Source organism: Bacillus hominis, assembly GCF_030348325.1.
Taxonomy (GTDB): Bacteria; Bacillota; Bacilli; order Bacillales; family Bacillaceae_G; genus Bacillus_A; species Bacillus_A hominis.
In genome coordinates, this window is record NZ_JAUCFS010000005.1 from 1,777,934 (window position 1) to 1,797,474 (window position 19,541).

The 19,541-nt window shown below is 34.1% G+C and carries 21 protein-coding genes; 15 read left to right on the forward strand and 6 right to left on the reverse strand.

Translation table 11 applies throughout. From position 1 onward, the window contains the following. Positions 1–42 precede the first annotated feature (42 nt). Positions 43–831, reverse strand: coding sequence for a LysR family transcriptional regulator (locus tag QUF93_RS11490; protein ID WP_289358849.1), 789 nt, complete (start codon positions 829–831; stop codon positions 43–45). A 120-nt stretch (positions 832–951) separates the two neighbouring features. Between QUF93_RS11490 and QUF93_RS11495 the strand changes: the two genes are divergently transcribed. The 12 genes from QUF93_RS11495 to QUF93_RS11550 all read left to right on the forward strand — a co-directional run bounded on the left by QUF93_RS11495 (position 952) and on the right by QUF93_RS11550 (position 12,453). Further along, complete coding sequence (locus QUF93_RS11495; RefSeq protein WP_002118358.1) at positions 952–1,500, forward strand: DUF4865 family protein; 549 nt, start codon at positions 952–954, stop codon at positions 1,498–1,500. Between the two features lie 42 nt (positions 1,501–1,542). Then, entirely contained in the window at positions 1,543–1,953 is a 411-nt protein-coding gene (locus QUF93_RS11500) for a tautomerase family protein (protein ID WP_289358850.1), read from the forward strand. Beyond that, positions 1,950–2,273 (forward strand): carboxymuconolactone decarboxylase family protein, encoded by a 324-nt coding sequence (locus QUF93_RS11505; RefSeq protein ID WP_289358851.1) that lies wholly within the window; start codon positions 1,950–1,952, stop codon positions 2,271–2,273. The genes QUF93_RS11500 and QUF93_RS11505 overlap by 4 nt, the downstream gene beginning before the upstream one ends. Before the next feature lie 101 nt (positions 2,274–2,374). Continuing rightward, on the forward strand, positions 2,375–2,818 hold the full coding sequence (locus tag QUF93_RS11510) for a MarR family winged helix-turn-helix transcriptional regulator (RefSeq protein ID WP_128281398.1): 444 nt from the start codon (positions 2,375–2,377) through the stop codon (positions 2,816–2,818). Positions 2,819–2,870: 52 nt separating this feature from the next. Beyond that, positions 2,871–3,812, forward strand: coding sequence for a ring-cleaving dioxygenase (locus tag QUF93_RS11515; protein WP_289358852.1), 942 nt, complete (start codon positions 2,871–2,873; stop codon positions 3,810–3,812). Between the two features lie 14 nt (positions 3,813–3,826). Beyond that, on the forward strand, positions 3,827–4,882 hold the full coding sequence (locus QUF93_RS11520; RefSeq protein ID WP_289358853.1) for an LLM class flavin-dependent oxidoreductase: 1,056 nt from the start codon (positions 3,827–3,829) through the stop codon (positions 4,880–4,882). Positions 4,883–5,508: 626 nt separating this feature from the next. Further along, the gene (cydA, locus tag QUF93_RS11525) at positions 5,509–6,912 is read left to right on the forward strand and encodes a cytochrome ubiquinol oxidase subunit I (RefSeq protein WP_289358854.1); all 1,404 of its coding nucleotides are present in this window, start codon (positions 5,509–5,511) and stop codon (positions 6,910–6,912) included. After that, the gene (gene cydB, locus QUF93_RS11530; RefSeq protein WP_289358855.1) at positions 6,899–7,915 is read left to right on the forward strand and encodes a cytochrome d ubiquinol oxidase subunit II; all 1,017 of its coding nucleotides are present in this window, start codon (positions 6,899–6,901) and stop codon (positions 7,913–7,915) included. Before cydA ends, cydB begins: the two co-directional genes overlap by 14 nt. Further along, the gene (gene cydD, locus QUF93_RS11535) at positions 7,915–9,636 is read left to right on the forward strand and encodes a thiol reductant ABC exporter subunit CydD (RefSeq protein ID WP_289358856.1); all 1,722 of its coding nucleotides are present in this window, start codon (positions 7,915–7,917) and stop codon (positions 9,634–9,636) included. Before cydB ends, cydD begins: the two co-directional genes overlap by 1 nt. Then, positions 9,633–11,357 carry a thiol reductant ABC exporter subunit CydC gene (gene cydC, locus QUF93_RS11540; protein ID WP_289358857.1) on the forward strand — a complete coding sequence of 575 codons (1,725 nt, stop codon included), beginning with the start codon at positions 9,633–9,635 and terminating at the stop codon, positions 11,355–11,357. The genes cydD and cydC overlap by 4 nt, the downstream gene beginning before the upstream one ends. A gap of 194 nt (positions 11,358–11,551) precedes the next feature. Further along, the gene (locus QUF93_RS11545) at positions 11,552–11,773 is read left to right on the forward strand and encodes a hypothetical protein (RefSeq protein ID WP_289358858.1); all 222 of its coding nucleotides are present in this window, start codon (positions 11,552–11,554) and stop codon (positions 11,771–11,773) included. A 230-nt stretch (positions 11,774–12,003) separates the two neighbouring features. Then, on the forward strand, positions 12,004–12,453 hold the full coding sequence (locus QUF93_RS11550) for a DUF6376 family protein (protein WP_000673254.1): 450 nt from the start codon (positions 12,004–12,006) through the stop codon (positions 12,451–12,453). Positions 12,454–12,488: 35 nt separating this feature from the next. On the opposite strand, the gene QUF93_RS11555 is transcribed toward QUF93_RS11550, so the two are convergent. The 3 genes from QUF93_RS11555 to QUF93_RS11565 all read right to left on the reverse strand — a co-directional run bounded on the left by QUF93_RS11555 (position 12,489) and on the right by QUF93_RS11565 (position 14,363). After that, positions 12,489–12,827: an EamA family transporter gene (locus QUF93_RS11555; RefSeq protein WP_289358859.1), complete on the reverse strand. Its 339-nt coding sequence runs from the start codon at positions 12,825–12,827 to the stop codon at positions 12,489–12,491. After that, complete coding sequence (locus QUF93_RS11560) at positions 12,820–13,161, reverse strand: EamA family transporter (RefSeq protein ID WP_128281388.1); 342 nt, start codon at positions 13,159–13,161, stop codon at positions 12,820–12,822. Before QUF93_RS11560 ends, QUF93_RS11555 begins: the two co-directional genes overlap by 8 nt. 200 nt (positions 13,162–13,361) lie before the next feature. Then, the gene (locus QUF93_RS11565) at positions 13,362–14,363 is read right to left on the reverse strand and encodes a S66 family peptidase (protein WP_289358860.1); all 1,002 of its coding nucleotides are present in this window, start codon (positions 14,361–14,363) and stop codon (positions 13,362–13,364) included. A gap of 219 nt (positions 14,364–14,582) precedes the next feature. Between QUF93_RS11565 and QUF93_RS11570 the strand changes: the two genes are divergently transcribed. Together QUF93_RS11570 and QUF93_RS11575 are read left to right on the forward strand one after the other, a co-directional pair. Beyond that, entirely contained in the window at positions 14,583–15,536 is a 954-nt protein-coding gene (locus QUF93_RS11570) for a D-alanyl-D-alanine carboxypeptidase family protein (RefSeq protein ID WP_289358861.1), read from the forward strand. A 217-nt stretch (positions 15,537–15,753) separates the two neighbouring features. Beyond that, a complete protein-coding gene (locus QUF93_RS11575; RefSeq protein WP_002118389.1) occupies positions 15,754–16,353 on the forward strand; it encodes a nitroreductase family protein in 600 nt (199 codons plus the stop codon). A gap of 44 nt (positions 16,354–16,397) precedes the next feature. Here QUF93_RS11575 and QUF93_RS11580 read toward each other — a convergent pair whose 3' ends face one another. Then, on the reverse strand, positions 16,398–16,568 hold the full coding sequence (locus tag QUF93_RS11580) for a hypothetical protein (protein ID WP_289358862.1): 171 nt from the start codon (positions 16,566–16,568) through the stop codon (positions 16,398–16,400). A 610-nt stretch (positions 16,569–17,178) separates the two neighbouring features. Here QUF93_RS11580 and entFM point away from each other — a divergent pair. Continuing rightward, positions 17,179–18,459, forward strand: a complete 1,281-nt coding sequence (gene entFM / locus QUF93_RS11585; protein ID WP_289358863.1) for an enterotoxin EntFM — start codon at positions 17,179–17,181, stop codon at positions 18,457–18,459. 166 nt (positions 18,460–18,625) lie between these two features. Here entFM and QUF93_RS11590 read toward each other — a convergent pair whose 3' ends face one another. Next, entirely contained in the window at positions 18,626–19,390 is a 765-nt protein-coding gene (locus QUF93_RS11590; RefSeq protein ID WP_289358864.1) for an alpha/beta fold hydrolase, read from the reverse strand. Positions 19,391–19,541 lie beyond the last annotated feature (151 nt).

The window sequence follows — 19,541 nt, forward strand, 5'->3', positions numbered from 1 at the left end:
TTCAAAAAGGGATATCTATTTATCCGTAAAATACGAAAAGTATTAATTAAATAGTTCACCTGGAATTGCTTTTTCTAAATCTCGATTTGTAAAGAAATTAATAGATAGTTTTTCAACCTCGACATTTTCAATGGGTACTAATTTATCATTACTAATCGGTAAAAAAGCTATCCCATTTCCCTCAACAATAAACTCTTCAATAAGCGAATAAGAATCTAACTGTTGAAGTTGATGCTGAGATAGATTGTTTTTTTTTAGAAATTGTATTGTCATATTTCTAAAAGGACACTTTTTATCGTTACTAACAAAGAAAAGTTCTTTTGAAAAGTCAATGGTACACTGTTCTTTCGCTTTTAATAAGCCTACAGAAATTGAAGTGGTGAATACTTTTTTAAACGCTGCATCAGGATAATCCTCATAAGTTAGGACCATATCAACTTTTTGTTGCTGTAGTAGTTTTTGTAAATGGCTACTACTTTCTATATATATTTGATAATTCCTGAAATTTTCTTTAATACGCATACTTAAATAATTAGTCAAAATAGATTGTGATGTCGCTATTACATAAGAAGAAGCACTTGTTTTAATTTCATTTTTCGCTTCTTCTAATAGAGCTAATATTTTATTCGTGTAGTCTAATAAAATATCACCAGAAGGTAACAGGGAAACACCTTTGTTATCTCTATGTAGTAAAGGTGTTTCTAATTCTTGTTCTAATTTTTTGATTCGCTCAGTTACATTTGGTTGTACATAGCCTAACTCTTTAGCAGCTTTACTAATAGATCCTTCGTTAGCTACAGTTTTAAATATGATAAGATCATTTATTTCCATTCATTTCATCCCCTTATACGGTATCATTATAAATGATACCAAATATAATTTATACCTATTTTACGTCAGCCAATCATCGATTTATCATTATGTATATAACATCGAAAGTGAGTGATAAACATGATTGGAATGCAATATAAGATCATTTTTCCAAAGGATTATGATATGGGGACTATTAGAGAAAGGGTAAAAAAGAATGGTTATAAAACGGATGGTTTTCAAGGGTTGAATTTTAAGGCCTATTTAATTACTGAGACAGGTAAGGATGGGAATTTCGATAACTGTTATGCACCTTTATATATTTGGAATGGTCATGAAGGGATGAACAAATTTATATTCGAAGGGTATTACGATAATATTTTGCAATCGTTTGGGTGGCAGCAAATAAATATAGGTGTTCCAGTAGTTGTTAATTTAAGTAATGATTTTAGAAAAAGTAGATATGCTGTTGAATATGCAGGGAGTATTTCTCAAAGTAAATCGCTGATTGGGACGCAATTAAATAAAGTAAATGAAAATGTGCAAAACATAGAAAAATGTTTAGGAAATGTAATAGTTTATAATCCGGATAAGTGGGGATATAGTCAATTCAGTTTTTATAAGGAAAAGCCTGAAATAGATGTAATGGACGACGTTACTATTTATGAGATTTTACATATTTCACGATGATATGTTGTTGAATGCTAAATTAAGAAAAAGGAATGAAAATGTATGCCTTTTGTGAACGTTTATTATCATGAAAATATATTAAATAAAGAAGAGTTGAAAAAGATAGGTGAATGTATCCATCTTTCATTAATTGAACATTTTAACATCCCTAAAAATGATTATTTTCAAATGTTTTTACCTTATCAACAAAATCAATTTTTGTATAATCTATATTATTTGTTGGAAAGAGGAGAAATGAGAACTGAGAATATGATTCATGTTTCTATTACATGTGGACCTGGAAGAACAGTGCAGCAGAAAAAAGGTTTGTATCAATCTGTATCCTTTAAAATTTCAGAATGTTCCAATGTAAAAGTTGCTGACATTTTTATTACACTACATGAGACAGCTGCTGAAAACTGGTCATTTGGTCAAGGGATAGCACAACTGATAAAAATGAAGGGAGCAAAATGATGAATGAACCAATTGAATTTTATATTCACAAGAAAATGAGGGAAATAGCACCTGTATTTGCTCATTATAGTGAAGAGATATTATTTGAGGAAGTGTGGCGGGATGCCACTGTAACATTAAGAGAAAGAAGTTTATGTACATTGTCGGCACTAATCAGTCTCGGTAATACAGAACAATTACCATTTCATCTGAAGCTAGCTAAACAAAATGGGATTATGGAGACTGAATTAGTTGCATTAATAACACATATGGCTTTTTACGTTGGTTGGCCAAAAGCTGTGGCAGCTTTAAATATAGTAATGAATGAAATGGAAAGTTAAGAATAATGATTTTGGGAGGTATTTTTAACATATTTCTACTTGCATTACTATCACTTGAGTGGTAAAGTGATAGTAAGATCAACGCTAGGAAGTGATAAAACATGCGTGAAAATACGATAGGATCGCTAATATGGTTACGTTTAATACGATTTACGAACCAAAGTAATCAGATGTCAAATGAGTTTTTAAAACGTTTTGATTTAACGACAGCTCAATTTGATGTGCTTTTGCAAATACGGACTTATCAGCCATTAACACAAATGGAGTTAGCAGAAAAGGTTACCGTTACACAAGGCGGTATTTCTCGAATGTTAACACGTCTTGAAAAAGAAGGATATATTATACGAAAACAAGATTGGAAAACGAAAACAATTAGTCTTACAGAGCAAGGGGAAGAGGCTTTAGAAAGAGCATTGCCAGAGCAACTTGCATTTCAATCATCATTTTTTGATGACGTATTAAATGAAGATGAGCAGAAGATACTATACGAGTTAATGACAAAAGTTCATAAGCATAGTGAAAAAAAAGAATTACCGAATGAGTAATTTTTTTTACTCATTCAATTGACTAATCAAGTGATAAAGAGGAGGAAGTTTTATGTATACAATTCCAGGACATCACCACATTTCTATGGTGACAAAAAATGCGAAAACAAATAATGATTTTTATCAAAAAGTATTAGGATTACGCCGAGTGAAAAAGACAGTCAATCAAGATAATCCATTTATGTATCATTTGTTTTATGGCGATTTAACAGGGAGTGCCGGAACTGAATTATCATTTTTTGAAATGCCGAATGTAGGAAGAACAATCCGTGGTACAAATGCAATAACGCAAATAGGTTTGCTAGTACCTTCAATAGAAAGTCTTACATTTTGGAAGAGACGTTTTGAGTCGCTTCAGGTGGCGCATGGGGAAATTACAACTTACGCCGGCCGAGACGCACTGCACTTTGAAGATCCAGATGGCCTACGGTTAGTACTATTAAATAATAACGGTGAAGAGGTGCCTGAATATTGGACTGCATGGGATGAATCTTCTGTAGAGCAGAAGCACCGTATTTTAGGCATGGGAACAGTTGAAATGACAGTGCGCAGTTTAAATAAATTATCAAAAACATTAACAGGCTTGTTTAGTTATAAAGAAGTATCTCGTTCAGACGATGAGGGGATTTATCAAGCTATTGCTGGTCAATCTTTTGGAGAAATTTTGGTGAAACAGCAAGAGGGAGAGAGTGAAAGACCTGGAAAAGGAAGTATTCATCATTTAGCTATTCGTGTAAAAAATGATGAAGAACTGAGTTACTGGAATGAAGCTGTGAAAAATAAAGGGTTCCAATCAACAGGGATTATCGATCGCTTTTATTTTAAAAGTTTATATTTCCGTGAATCAAATGGCATTTTATTTGAAATTGCGACTGATGGGCCAGGATTTACAGTAGACTCAGCAGTTGAAGAATTAGGAAAAGCACTAGATTTACCACCGTTTTTAGAAGAGAGAAGACAAGAGATAGAAGCGAAACTAATACCACTGGATTAAAGGAGAGAGTAACTATGGAAAAATACCGCATGGATACAAGTAAAGGAATTGAATTTGGATTATATTCAATTGGGGATCATATTTTAAATCCGCATAATGGGAAACAATTAAGTGCAGGGGAGCGAATTCGTGAGCTTATTGAAACAGCTAAGTTAGCTGATACAGCTGGACTTGATGTATTTGCGGTTGGTGAAAGTCATCAAACTCATTTTGCAACGCAAGCCCATACAGTTATTTTAGGGGCCGTTGCACAAGCGACGAAAAATATTAAAATTGCGAGTTCTGCAACAATCTTAAGTACATCAGATCCCGTTCGAGTATATGAGGATTTTGCGACTATTGATTTAATTTCTAATGGTCGTGCTGAGATCGTAGCTGGTCGTGGTTCTCGCATTGGAGGATATAGTTTACTTGGTTACGATGTAAATGATTATGAAGAGCTATTTGAAGAGAAAATGGATCTTTTATTAAAAATTAATAAAGAAGAGAGCGTGACATGGAATGGGCAGTTTAGAGCACCACTTGAACACGCTTCGATTATTCCAAGAGCTAAAAATAATAATTTACCAATTTGGCGTGCGGTTGGTGGTCCACCAGCTAGTGCAATAAAAGCGGGGCGCGCAGGTGTTCCGATGATGATAACAACACTTGGCGGACCAGCTATTAATTTTAAAGTGTCAGTAGATGCTTATCGTGAGGCGGCTGCGCAAAGTGGGTTTGATCCAGCAAGTTTACCGATTGCTACAACGAGTTTATTTTATACAGCAGAAAATTCACAGGATGCGCTAAGTGAATATTATCCTCACATTAATGCTGGAATGATTGCGTTACGTGGAGGCGGATATCCGAAGCAACAATTTACAAATGCGCTAGATTATCGTGATGCGTTAATGATTGGTAGCCCACAGCAAATTATTGAAAAAATGCTTTATCAATATGAATTATTTGGACAACAACGTTTTATGGCACAAATTGATTTTGGCGGTGTACCATTTGATAAGATTGAAAAAAACATCGAATTAATTGCTACTGAAATTATGCCGGCTGTTAGAAAATATACAACGAAATAATGATAAAAGTACCGGGAATATAATCTATTCTCGGTACTTTTTTATTTAGTCAGTTTGGAAAAATGACGAAAAAATGAATTTTTAGTCTAAAAAAAGGAAAGGATTTTTCTATTTGTGAATAACAATATTGATGATTTGAATTTTGGAAATACATTTTTCTCTTGACAAAAATCCAGCTTATTTTCGGATTTGATTCGAGGACATTTTTTAAGAGGGAAGTCAAGCGTATGAAGAGAAAAACGTAATAATAATTGATATAAGAGTAAGTTGTATGTTTGGAAAATACGTTTTTTAAATGTGAGAAATTTAATTCAAAAAAATTACAAAAGACATATTTCAGACAAAATCCTGTCAATAATACGTCAAAAATCACCTGAATTTATTATGTAAGTATATTATACAATTCGATTAACGAATAAAACACTACTGAAATAGTGAAAAGGTAAATCGTAGGAAGAAAGTTCTTTTGTAATTATCTAAAAAACTGACAATCTATATTTTCAGAATGTACATAAACGAATTTATCTTTTTGTATTTCCAAATGATTGAATTGTTCGTTATGAAGTGAATTCATACAATTCAATCGATATTACGATATAAAAAATTATGAAGGAAGTGATTTAAGCATGGATACGCTCGAATTGGCACGAATACAATTTGCATCTACAACGATTTTTCATTACTTTTTCGTTCCGCTGTCTATTGGTTTAGCTTTTATCATTGCGTTAATGCAAACGTTGTATGTGGTAAAGGGACAAGAAGTTTATAAGAAGATGACAAAGTTTTGGACACAAATATTCCTTGTTAACTTTGCAGTAGGTGTTGTAACAGGTATTTTACAAGAATTTCAGTTTGGTATGAACTGGTCAACATATTCACGTTTTGTTGGTGATGTTTTCGGACCGTCACTGGCAATTGAAGGTTTATTAGCTTTTTTCATTGAGTCTACATTCCTAGGTTTATGGGTATTCGGTGAGGATAAACTTCCGAAGCGAGTTCACCTTTTATGTATTTGGCTCCTCTCAATAGGAACAATGTTATCAGCATTTTGGATTTTAACTGCAAGTGCATTTATGCAGTCCCCAGTAGGATATGAAATGGCTGCAGATGGACGTGCGCAGATGAATGATTTCTTGGCGATTATTCAAAATCCACAACTATGGGTGCAATTCCCGCATACAATTACAGCGGCACTTGCAACAGGCGCATTCTTTATTGCTGGTGTTAGCGCATGGAAAATTGCAAAACAACAAGAGACTGAGGTGTTTAAGAAGTCTTTCCGAGTTTCTATCGTTGTCGGAACAATTTCAACAGCATTGGTATTATTTTTCGGTCATGCACAAGCGCAAAATTTAATTAAGACACATCCGATGAAAATGGCGGCAGCTGAAGCATTATGGAATACGAGTGAGGATCCAGCGCCATTTACAGTATTTGCGAAAATTGATACAGAGAAGAAAGAAAATTCGTTTGAAATTCAAATCCCTTATATGCTAAGTCTATTGTCATACGATAAATTTAGCGGTCAAGTTGAAGGGATGAATCAAATTCAAAAACAATATGAAGAAAAATATGGACCTGGAGATTATATTCCGCCAGTACATACTATGTTCTGGAGTTTTAGAGCGATGGTAATGAGTGGAACATTCATGCTTCTTCTAGGAGCTTACGGCTGGTTCTTATCAAAAAAAGATCGTTTAGCTGAAAAAACTTGGTATTTAAAATTAATGGTATGTGCAATTGCACTACCGTTTATCGGAAATACAGTAGGTTGGATTATGACTGAAATGGGACGTCAGCCTTGGGTTGTCTTCGGTGTTATGAAAACAGAAGATGCAGTATCTCCAAACGTTACATTTGGAGAAGTATTATTCTCTCTTGTTTCATTCACATCACTATATGTAATTATTGGAGGCATTACTGTTTACTTATTCGTTCGTATCATTAAAGGACATGCGAATAAGAAAACGAAAAAGGATTATCAAAGCCATGATCCATTTGATAAGGAGGAAGAGTATGTTATCTCTTAATGAGTTATGGTTTCTAATTATTTCAACCTTATTCGTTGGATTCTTTGTACTTGAAGGTTTCGATTTTGGTGTAGGAATCGTTTCAAGGTTTTTAGGAAAGAACGATTTGGAAAAGCGTATATATTTAAATACAATTGGACCGTTTTGGCACGCAAATGAAGTATGGCTTGTTTGTGCTGGTGGTGCTATGTTTGCGGCATTTCCGCACTGGTATGCAACTTTATTTAGTGGGTTCTATATTCCGTTTGTGTTTATGCTTCTTGCTTTAATTATAAGAGGCGTTTCCTTTAAATTCCGTGCGAAAATAGAAAATCATAAGTGGAAAAGTTTCTGGGATTGGGGCATGTTTATTGGAAGCATGCTACCTCCTATACTTTGGGGAGTTGCAATTGCAAACTTTATGACAGGTGTACCAATTGATGAAAGTAAAAATATGGTAGGCGGATTCATGAAATTACTTCACCCATTTGCGTTACTTGGAGGAGTTATGTTTCTTCTTCTATGTATTGTTCATGGTTTGCAATTTCTTACTATACGTACAACAGGGAAATTACGAGAACGCGCACGTATTGCCGCAACAAAGATGGCACCTTTTGCATTAATAACACTTCTTGTTTTTGCAGCTGTAGGGTTATGGAAAACAGATATTTTCACCGCACATGGTTCAGAGTGGCTAATGGTTCCGATTGGAGCTTTTGTAGCACTATTTGTTTCTACTTTATTAAATAAAAGAAGAAGAGATGGTTGGGCTTTCTTTATGACAAGTTTAACAATCATTTTGCTAAGTGCAAGTGTGTTCATCGGTATGTTCCCACGTGTCATGATTAGCTCATTAGGAGCGGCGAATGATTTGACAATTTATAATGCGGCATCAGGACCTTATGCATTAAAACTGATGAGCTATTTCTCTCTTGCTATTTTACCGTTTGTTATCGGTAGTCAAATATGGAGTTTCTATGTATTTAGACAACCTGTTAAGTCAGACAAAGATTTGGAGTACTAATGAAAAGAAAAAGAGGACTTCCGTCGTATCCTGGTAGCCGAGTTTTATATGTAACTTTAAGCCTTATTAGCATTTTAGAGGCGTGTAGTATTATTGCACAGACAGTGTTTTTAGCACGAGCAATCACATTTTTATTTCATGGAGAAACAGTGCAAGCTGTGCTAAATGAAACTGTTTATTTTGGGATCACGTTTGCAGCACGCCAAATGTTGGTGCGAACATCGCAAATATTGGTTGAGCGTTTTGCTGAAAAAACAGGATTGGCATTACGTAAACAGTTAATAGAAGCATATTTCACATTAGGGCCGAGATTTGTCCAAACGAATGGGACTGGTCATCTGGTTACTTTATCGATAGAAGGTATTGAGAAATTTAAAACATATATTGAATTGACAATTCCTAAAATGATTAGAAGTAGTATCGTACCAGGACTAATTGTTCTATATGTTTTTACACTAGACATTGAGTCTGGAATCATTTTAGTTGTAACGATTCCAATTGTAATCATATTTATGATTCTTCTAGGATTAGCAGCGCAAAAAATGGCGGATAGTCAATATGAGACATATCGTGTACTTTCTAATCATTTCGTAGATACGTTAAAAGGATTAGAAACATTAAAGTATCTAGGGAAAAGTAAACAGCACGAAGGAAAGATTGAAAAAGTAAGTAAACGATATAGAAAAGCAACGATGCGTACTTTGCGAGTTGCTTTTCTTTCTTCTTTTGCATTAGATTTCTTTACAAGTTTATCAATTGCATTTGTAGCAGTTGGATTAGGGATACGGTTAATAGATGGAACGATAATACTATTACCAGCCCTTACGATTTTAATTTTAGCGCCGGAATATTTTCTGCCGATAAAACAAGTTGGAGCGAATTATCATGCTACATTAGATGGACAACTTGCAATGGAGCAAATAGAAGAAATTTTACAGAAACAAAAAGAAATAGAAAAGAAAGATTCAAATGTAGATATAGTATGGAATTCTTCTAGTAGCTTGAAATTACAAGATGTAAAAGTAAATAACGATGAATCTGAAAAGGCTATATTAGAGGGGATTGATTTTACTTGGCAAGGTAACGGTGCTATAGGCATTATTGGTGAAAGTGGGGCAGGGAAATCAACGTTAATCGATGTGTTAGCAGGATTTCTTTCTCCTTCGGGTGGGAAGATGTTAGTAAATGGTGTGGAAATTGATGGATCTACTCGAGAAGATTGGCAAAAAAATATTGCCTATATTCCCCAGCAACCTTATATTTTTCCGCTTTCATTAAAAGATAATATTTGTTTCTATGAAACGAATACAACTGATAAAGAAGTTGAGAGAGTTATTAATGAAGTTGGTCTTCGTTCGCTCGTTGCATCATTACCACATGGGATGTACGAAAGAATTGGAGAAGGTGGACGTATGCTTAGTGGCGGACAAGAACAACGTGTCGCTATGGCACGTGCACTTTTAAGTAAAAAGCCAATCATTTTATTAGATGAACCTACAGCACATCTTGATATTGAAACTGAATTTGAAATAAAGCAATCGATGTTACGTCTGTTTGAAGGTAAGCTAGTATTTCTTGCAACGCATCGTCTGCATTGGATGAAGAAAATGGATCATATTCTTATTTTAAATAAAGGGGAAATTAAAGAAAGTGGAACATATGAAGAGCTTTTAAAGAATGAGGCATTACATTTTCATAGGGAAGAGAGGGGAGAGCGATGAGTAACTGGATTAAACCTCATATACAGCAAAATAAAGGTAGAATGACGTTGACTATTTTCCTCGGGCTTCTTGGAGTTAGTTCAGGTGCGATGTTACTTTTCATTTCAGGTTATTTAATTTCTAAATCTGCTCTCAGACCAGAAAATGTAATGGTTGTATATGTTCCTATAGTTGCAACGCGTGCGTTTAGTATAGGGCAAGCTGTCTTTCATTATTTAGAGCGTTTAGTAGGGCATGACGTCGTTCTACGAATTTTAGAAAAAATGAGGACAAAACTATATAGAATTGTAGAACCACAGGCGTTATTTTTGCGCTCAAGATTTCAAACAGGTGATGTACTAGGTGTATTGTCTGATGATATAGAACATTTACAGAATCTATATTTACGTACAATATTCCCTAGTATATTAGCGTTAGTTGTATATAGCATTTTCGTACTTGTTATCGGTGCATTTGACTTAGTATTTGCACTTATCGCAGCTTGTATGTTAGCTGTTATTGTTTTTCTTCTTCCATTCGTATCACTACTTTTGATGAAACGACATCATGTTGCTTTGAAGCGAGGAAGAAATCGTTTGTATCAACAATTGACAGATGCTGTATTTGGGTTATCTGATTGGCAGGCGAGTGGTAGAAAAGATGAATTTATTAATGCGTATGTAGAGCAAAATGTCCAGCTGTTAAAGAGAGAGAAGAAAGTAAAGCGCTGGTACCATATTCGAGACAGTATCATTCATTTAATAGTGGGCATTGTCGTCATTTCGATGATTTTGTGGACTGGAAATCAATCTGCAAGTGAACAGATTGCTCCTACAGTTATTGCAGCATTCGTATTAATGACATTATCTGTGACGAATGTGCTTATTCCTGTATCAGATGCTATTGATCGAATTCCATCTTATGTAGAATCTGTTCATCGGCTTAATGGCGTAGAAAGTGATAGCGCTTTGGATGATGGTAAGGAGTTACCTGGAAATAAAGAATACGTTGTACCAAAACATGTAGATATTGAACTGAGTAATGTGTCGTATAATTACCCGAATAGTAATGAATCCGTATTAAAAGATGTATCATTGCAAATAAAGGCAGGAAAGAAAATTGCTATTTTAGGTAGAAGTGGGACAGGAAAATCTACTTTACTAAAATTGTTAACTGGTGCACTACGTCCGGTGAATGGCCAAGTTATATTGAATGGTGAACAAGCTCATACGGATTTTTTGTCAAAATATATTTCTGTATTAAACCAAAAACCACATTTATTCGATACGACAATTGGAAATAATGTGCGGATCGGTAAACCAGAGGCTAATGATGAAGAGATATGGAAAGCTTTAGAGAAAGCACAGCTAGCACAGCACATTGCTTCTCTTCCTAATGGATTACAAACAAAAATGCATGAAATGGGAAAGCGGTTTTCTGGCGGAGAAAGGCAAAGGGTAGCATTTGCAAGAACTCTTATGCAAGAAGCATCAATCATTGTCCTTGATGAACCGACTATCGGTTTAGATCCTAAAACGGAATTAGCTTTAATAGAAACAATGTTTTCTGCAACAGAAGAAAAGACTGTTATTTGGATTACACATCATCTTGTAGGAATTGAACATGTAGATGAAGTTATTTTCCTTGATAGTGGCCAAATCGCTATGCAAGGTAGTCACGAACAGCTACTGAAAGAAAATGAGAAATATCGTAGGTTATACGAGCTTGATAAAGGTATATAAGAATGAAATGCAAAAAACACAAATTCTTGATAGTTCAAGGTTTGTGTTTTTTGTATTTGTGGTGAAATCATATAGGCTGTATAAGCTAGTTGATCATGAAATGGTTATATATTTGTTAGAAAGGGTGTTTAAAACCTATCCTTTCAAGGCAATACTTGAGCCATAGTGAATGGATTGTTGGAAGGCGTGATTATATGTTTGAAGAGGATGGCATTGTTTTAATTATGGAGCCTGCTGATGAACGGAATATGAGAAAATTTATTTTTACAATACCGAAGTCAGTTTATGAAAAAAAAGAGATTTTATTACATTACGGAACACCTTTAGGTCAGGGATATACGGATATTATAGAAGATATTATTAGTATACATATAGACATAGATATCGTAGCGGTAACAGGGCGTGTGAGAGGATAAAGAGGTGGGAGTTATACTGACCTTGAAAACAGACATACTTAAAATAGGTGTGTCTGTTTTCATATTAAATGAAGATAGTTTCGAGGTACATGTTGAACAGGATAATAATGATTTTTCTAGAATGTATAAGAGGAAGAGTAAAAAATAAGATATGATGTGATAAGGTGTATAAGAAGAAAACAAAGTGTTTATAAATGAATAAAAATATGACAATTATTTAGGAGGTAAAAATGAAGTTTACAAAAACAATGTTACTTTCAATTGTAGTTTCAATTGGTTTGATGGGATGTTCGCTAGTAGAGGAAGGAAAGAACTCCATAGATTATGCTCAAAAAGCGACAGACTATGTAAATGAAATAAGTGCATTTGCAAATGAAGCACCAGCATTAGCTGAAAAGGCTGTTAATGATGGAGAAGCTCGAAAAGAACTAGAAACGAAACTCACTGAAATTAAACAAGATATACCAGCTTTTAATGAATTAACACCACCGGATGTAGCGAAGGATCTTCACCAGCAAATCGTCGGATATAATGAAAAGTTAAATACATTAATTGATACATCTATGCAAAAGATAGAGGAAGGAAAAATGAATGTAGAGCAGTTTAAAGACTCTGAGCTTATGCAGACGATAGAACAAGTTCGTGATTTGAAAGATAAGGTTCAAAACTTAGGGCAATAGCAAAAAGATCCGTTTATCATAAACGGATCTTTTTGCTATTGTATACAATAGACGATTACACCAATGACAATAATAATATTGCCAATGACTTTTCGTTTCGTTATTTTTTCCCCTAGGAAGTACCAACCGAAAATTAATATAATGATATAACTTAATGATTCTAATGCAGATGCTTGCTTTAATGCCAAGCCTTTTAAGGCGATCACATTTAATCCGGCGTTAATTACAAATAAAAAGTAGCCGATGATAACATAAGGATTCACATATTCTTTTATTCTAGAATCGTATTTTTGTAAAGTGGCCTTTTTTAATAATATTTGTGAGTAATTAGCTAAAACTATCCCGAAAATAAATAATAACATATAACTATTCATCTTTTGTCACCACCACAATTCCGACGATAATAATAGCTGCGCCAAGTATGTGATTCCACTGTATCGTATCTCCAAATAGAAATACTGACCAAAGCATTGACCACAGTATTAGAATCCCACGGTGTGAATATGCTTTTGATATTTCGAAATGCTTAATTACTTGTTGCCAAAGAATTGCATATCCGAATAAAAGTACAACAAGTCCAAAGTAAGCAATAAAAAATGAGATTGATGCAATAGGGAATTGAGCTGCCCATTTCATGTAAACCATAATGATAGAATATATCAAGAAGGCCACATGTAAAAATACATAGTTTTTAATAGTTGGTTTCATATATTCACTCTCTTTTACTTTATATACACGTATGTAAACTCGATGTATATAATCAATAGCTTCTTATTATATAAAAGGCATATTGAAATGATTTTTGTTTATTCCTTCACATTCCAAAATATATAGTATCATGTCTTCTTATGTAAAACAATAGAAGGCAATACGTAGCTTTAGAGCTGAAAATAATAGAGGTAGTAGAGTTAGATTTTCCACTGTTCTATAATTTGTATCGTTTTATTTGTTGCATCCATCTCCACTTGAATACCTATTGGCATAGTAATCATCGGATGAGTATGACAACAATCAAAATCGGCTAGAATAGGAATCTTTTGATTTTGTAGTACTTCTAGTAGTATTTCGTAAGGTTTTCGATTTGTACCACAATCATCAAATTGCTCATGTTTTCCAAGAATGATACCAGAAACTTTATTAAATACGCCGTTAATCTTCAGTAATGAAAAACTTCTTTCAATAGTAGCTGCATCTTTTGAGCTATCTTCAATAAATAGAATGTCACCATCTTGAATATGTGGCATGTACGGGCTACCCCAAATGCCTTGTATTGTGTTTAAGTTCCCACCAATAATCCGTCCAGTAGCTTTTCCGCCAATTACTGAAATCCAGTTGTTCGGTCGAAGTTCTTTTTCCTTCGTTTTTTCTTCCCAATTAATAAATTCATCTGACCAAAATAACGGCTGGTTTATGTTGTAAGGAAGGTGTTGATCAGTTAATAAAGTATCCGCAAAATATTTGTACGTGTAATCTACGAAAGGCTCAAATTCACCAAAAGAAGAAACAAGTGCTGGACCATAAAATGTAGGAATTCCTGTTTTTGCATAAATTCCTAGTAATAATGCTGTTGCGTCGGAGTAGCCAATCATTATTTTAGGGTTCATTTGGAAAGCTGCATAATCAATATAGGGTAATAATGAATTAGAATTCATTCCCCCAATTGTCGACATAATACAGGAGATGTTAGGGTTTCTAATCAATTCATTTAGCTCCTCCGCACGCTCTTGAATACTTCCGGAACGATAAAAATCAGATTGACCTGTTAGTGATCCCTCTAATATACGAAATCCTTTCTTTTGTAAGTATGATTTTGCTCGCTCAAATCTTTTGGGAGAAGTATAGGTTACTGGTGAAGAGGGAGAGTAGATGCCAATTGTATCGCCATATTTTAATGATTTTGGAAGTATCATTTGTATAAATCCTTTCTATTATATAGTGTTTTTGTGTTTGTGTATTATTGAATATTCTTATATTTCGTTGTTTTTAGTGTAACACATATGAAAAAGAGAAAGAGGTTGAAATTATAATTGCTGTAGATGAATAAATATGCTTTTTACCTTGACGATATAAAGTAATTGTTGTTATGGTTAAACATGAGTGTATAAAAGGTTTGCTAAAGGAGTTTTAGAATGAAGCGGTTAAAATGGGGAAGATTAACGATCCTATTAGTAGTAATTCTGGGTATATGTTGGTTCTTTTTCCAAGGAGTTCAAAAGAGTGAAACAAATATAGATACTCAGCCTTTACAAGTGGCAGAGCTACCTAAAACAGGGCTATCTGAAAAAGTAGTTCCACCAAAATATATACCACCAGAAATTGATGCAAAAGCAGCTGTTATTATCGATGCGAGTAATGGAGATGTTATTTATCAAAATAATGAAAATGAAGCTGTTGCCCCTGCTAGTATGTCAAAAATGATGACAGCATATCTCGTTTTAGAGAGTATACATAATGGGAAAGTCCGCTGGGAAGATCCAGTGAAAATAAGTTTAAAATCAGCACAAACAGAGGGTGCAAAAATCCCAATGCAAGTAAATGATACGTTAACTGTTAAAGACCTATATTATGCTTTAATGATTGAATCGGCTAATAATTCGGCTGTCGCTTTAGCAGAACATGTAGCTAAGACGGAAAAAAACTTTGTTCAACTTATGAATGAAAAAGCCCAGCAGTTAGAAATGTCAGATAAAGCTAAATTCGCGAATGCTTCCGGATTACAGGAGCCCGACGGAAGTGAAACAAAAATGACAGCAGCTGACGTAGCAAAATTAGCGTATCATCTTATAAAAGACTACCCAGAGATATTAGAAGTGACTCACTTACGTCAAAGTCAGTTAGCATTTAATAATGTTAATGTTACAAACACAAATGAGATGTTAAACAAAAATAATAAAGCTTTATATATAGAAGGAATAGACGGATTAAAAACAGGGTTTACAGATAGCGCAGGGTATTGTTTTACAGGTACTGCAAAACAAGGTGATACTCGCATTATTACAGTTGTCATGGGGACTTCAAGTAAAACAAAACGTTTTACAGAGACGAATAAGTTAATGTCTTATGCATTTGGATTAGTTAATTAAGTAAAGCAGTTTATTGTTACTTATTTTTGGTAACGATAAACTGTTTTTTTATTTAAAACATAGGAAGTAAAAAGGTAAAAAATGTGAGTGTTATTATTTGAGTTTAGTATTGTTTGTTGATATTATAAAGTTATGAACTTATTAATAATAAGTTTATGGGGCGCAATATGATGTATACATATGAAATAGCCTCAAATGAATATTGGAGGGAATTGTGATGGCAAAAGATTTTTACTCAGCGATTGAAGACAGAAGATCTATTTATGCGATTAGTAAAGAGCAAGTAGTTTCTGATGAAAGAATTCAAGAAGTGATTTATCATGCTGTGAGACATACACCTTCGGCTTTTAATTCTCAAAGTGCAAGAGTTGTTGTATTACTAGGTGAACAACACGACAAATTATGGGATGTTACGAAAGAAACGTTACGAAAAATTGTACCTGAAAATAATTTTGTACCTACTGAAGAGAAAATGAATGCATTTAAAAGTGGCTATGGAACAGTTTTGTATTTCGAAGATAGTAAAGTAGTAGAAAGTTTGCAAGAGAACTTTGCACTATACAAAGATAATTTTCCTACATGGTCTCAGCAATCTTCTGGAATGTTGCAATTTGCGATTTGGACAGCATTAGAGATTGAAGGTTTTGGTGCTACACTACAGCATTATAATCCGTTGATTGATGAAGAAGTAAGGAAAGAATGGGATGTACCTGAAAACTGGAAGTTAACTGCACAAATGCCATTTGGTAAACCAGTAGTTTCTGCAGGAGATAAAGAATATCAGCCATTAGAGACTCGTGTGAAAATTTACAAATAAAATAAAAAATAGAAGGTGAACAGAGATATAATCTGTTCACCTTTTTATACGTGGTATGGGCTTTCGTACTGAATTGTTTTCATCTGCTCTTTTAATTCGTATTTCTTTGTTTCAATAGTTGTTATTTTTTTAAATGTTGCAAATGATAATAATCGCGTAAAAGCATAGTATAGTTCTATATTTTTATGTATGTGATCGTCTATTATTTTTTCCACAAATGCAACTCCTCTTTTTATGTGATTATACATATTTTATCAATTAATCCCTAATAATTCCATAGTTAGTGAAAAAACAAATAGTCAATTGCGTTTCTTGGAATGGGAATGCTTACGAGTAGGATGGGATTTTTGTGTATGAAATCTTACAAATCACCACTTTGTTTAAAATCATAGATAGTATAGAAAAATAGTTTTTTAAAAATATTATACTATTGATAAACGAAGTGTTTTTTGTCATGATAAGAGTGTGCCTCATGTAAAAGAACTTTCTAGAAAAACATATTGTGTTTATGTATTAGATTAATGGAATTTTTATATTAGATAAAAAGTGTGAATTCTATATTGAAATAACATAGGGAATTTTAAGTTTTGATGTAATACATAAGAAATTTGAAGAAATCGTTGCAAAAACACACAGTTTAATGGTAAAGTTCACATGAAGTTCACACGGAAGTCACTTCAATCGTTTAAAATGAACGACGTGTGAAAAATAAAACTCTTGCTAAAAAATGGAACTGGATGAATATTTTACTTTGATAATATTGTAAAGTACTAAGTTTATAGTTTTTCTCAAGAGGATAGTAGGGAAAGGAAGTAAAGACAACTTATGAAAAAAGTAATCGCAGGTTTAGCAGCAGCATCTGTAGTAGGCGTAGCAGTTCCAGGAATGGATTCTGCTCATGCACAAGTTTCAAATGATGCGCTAAAAGAAATTAATGGACAAACTCAAACTCAAACGACTGTAACTGAAACAAAAACAGTAGAAACAACTTCTGAATTAAAATACACAGTAACAGCTGATGTATTAAATGTTCGTTCAGGTGCTGGTACAGGACATAACGTTATTTCTAAAGTAAAAGAAGGTCAAGTACTACAAGTAATTGGACAAGAAAACGGTTGGTTCAAAGTTAGTGTAAATGGTCAAACAGGTTATGTAAGTGGGGACTTCGTAACAACTGGTGGCAATAAAGGAACTACTGTTCAACAAGGAACAGGTACTTACACAGTAAACGTTTCTTCACTTAATGTACGTACAGGCCCAAGCGCGTCTCATACTGTTTTAGGTTCTGTAAATAAAGGTAAAACAGTTCAAGTTGTAGGTGAAGTTCAAGATTGGTTTAAAATTAACTTCAATGGTGGAACTGGATACGTAAGCAAAGACTTCGTAACAAAAGGTGGTTCAGCTGTATCTAATGAAACACAGCAACCAACTACAAACAACAATAATACTACAGTTCAAACTGGTGGTTCATATGTTGTTAATACGGGTGCTTTAAAAGTACGTACAGGTCCAGCTACATATAACCCTGTAATTGGTGGGGTAACAAACGGTACAGTATTAAACGTTACTGGTGCTGAAAATGGTTGGTATAAAATTAACCATAACGGCCGCACTGGCTACGTAAGTGCAGACTTTGTTAAGTTTGTAAAAGGCGGAGTGAACAATGTAGTTACTGGTGGTAACCAAGGTACGAACCAAGGACAAAACCAAGTACAAAAACCAACAGCGCCAACAGGTGGAGATACATCTTCAATCGCTGGATTCGCTAGATCTTTAAATGGTTCAAAATATGTATTTGGTGGTCAAACTACTGCTGGTTTCGACTGCAGTGGATTCATTCACTACGTATTAAATCAAACTGGTCATAAAGGCGCTCGTCAAACAGTTGCTGGATACTGGGGCTCTAAAACAAAAACTAGCAATCCACAACCAGGTGATTTAGTATACTTCTCTAACACTTATAAATCAGGTCTTTCTCACATGGGTGTTTACTTAGGAAACGGTCAGTTCATTAGTGCAGAGAATGAAAGTGTGGGTGTAAGAATTAGTTCAATTAATAACTCTTACTGGAGCAAACATTTAACAGGTTACACAAAAGCATACTAAGAAAAAGTATTTTATATACTTTTCGTATAGAGAAAAGGCTTTCCAGGGAAACTTGGGAAGCCTTTTTCATAGTTGGATAAACTGTCAGTATAGTAGTATTTATCCCGCTATTTGCGGGATAATAATCAGCGGGGGATGGACAACCTCCGCTGATCAAAGTTTCACTTTATGTCAATTTTCCATGCAAAAACTTAGCATATAAATCATGAAAATAGTTTGGACGGAATAAGTTTGCTGCATGTCCTGCTAACGGGATTTCTTTATATAAAACGTTTGGAAGAACGGTCTTTAAATCAAAGAGACACGATTTATAGAGATGGTCATGTTCGCCCATTACCCATAATATAGGGTGAGGAAGTGCTTTTAATTTAGATTTCAAGTCGAATTCTAAGCGATGTCGCAATGACTCAGCAATAATGGACGAGTGTAATTGTAACCCAAAACGATAATAAATATTTCGTGAAATAACAGCGAAAGGATTTGCTTTTAATATCCCGCTTGGAAAAATAGTATTTGCATACTGAGAAAGCCAAGATGAATAGTCATCTCCACGCTCCTCCCAAAACTTTTGAAATACGTTATATAAACGGGAAGGATTATTATAATGTCCACCAATATGACAAATGCTTAATACTTTTTCTGGGTGCATTTGTGCAAATGTCGTAGAGATATAACAGCCATAGCTTAAAGCGCAAATATGGGCCTCTTTAATTCCCTCTTTTTCATACAAATTCAATAATTGATCTACGAGGCGCTGTATTGAAAAGTCGATAGCTTCTCCTTTATCGTCGCCGTGACCTAATAAGTCATAAGTTATAATATTGTAGGAGGCAGAAAATCGTTTATGCTCTTTTTTGAAGGCGCGGCGATTGCCAACTAATCCATGAATAAAAATGATTGTTTCCTTTTCGGAATGTTTATTTGTTTGCAAAAAGGATACTCCTTTCAATAACTGGAGATTTATATAGTATTTTAAATTAGTTATCTATAATTTACATAGAATAATATTAAGTACCAGGTAATAATATCAGATGTTTATATCTGTTGTAAAGATGAGTTTGTATGTATATTTTGTAAAAATA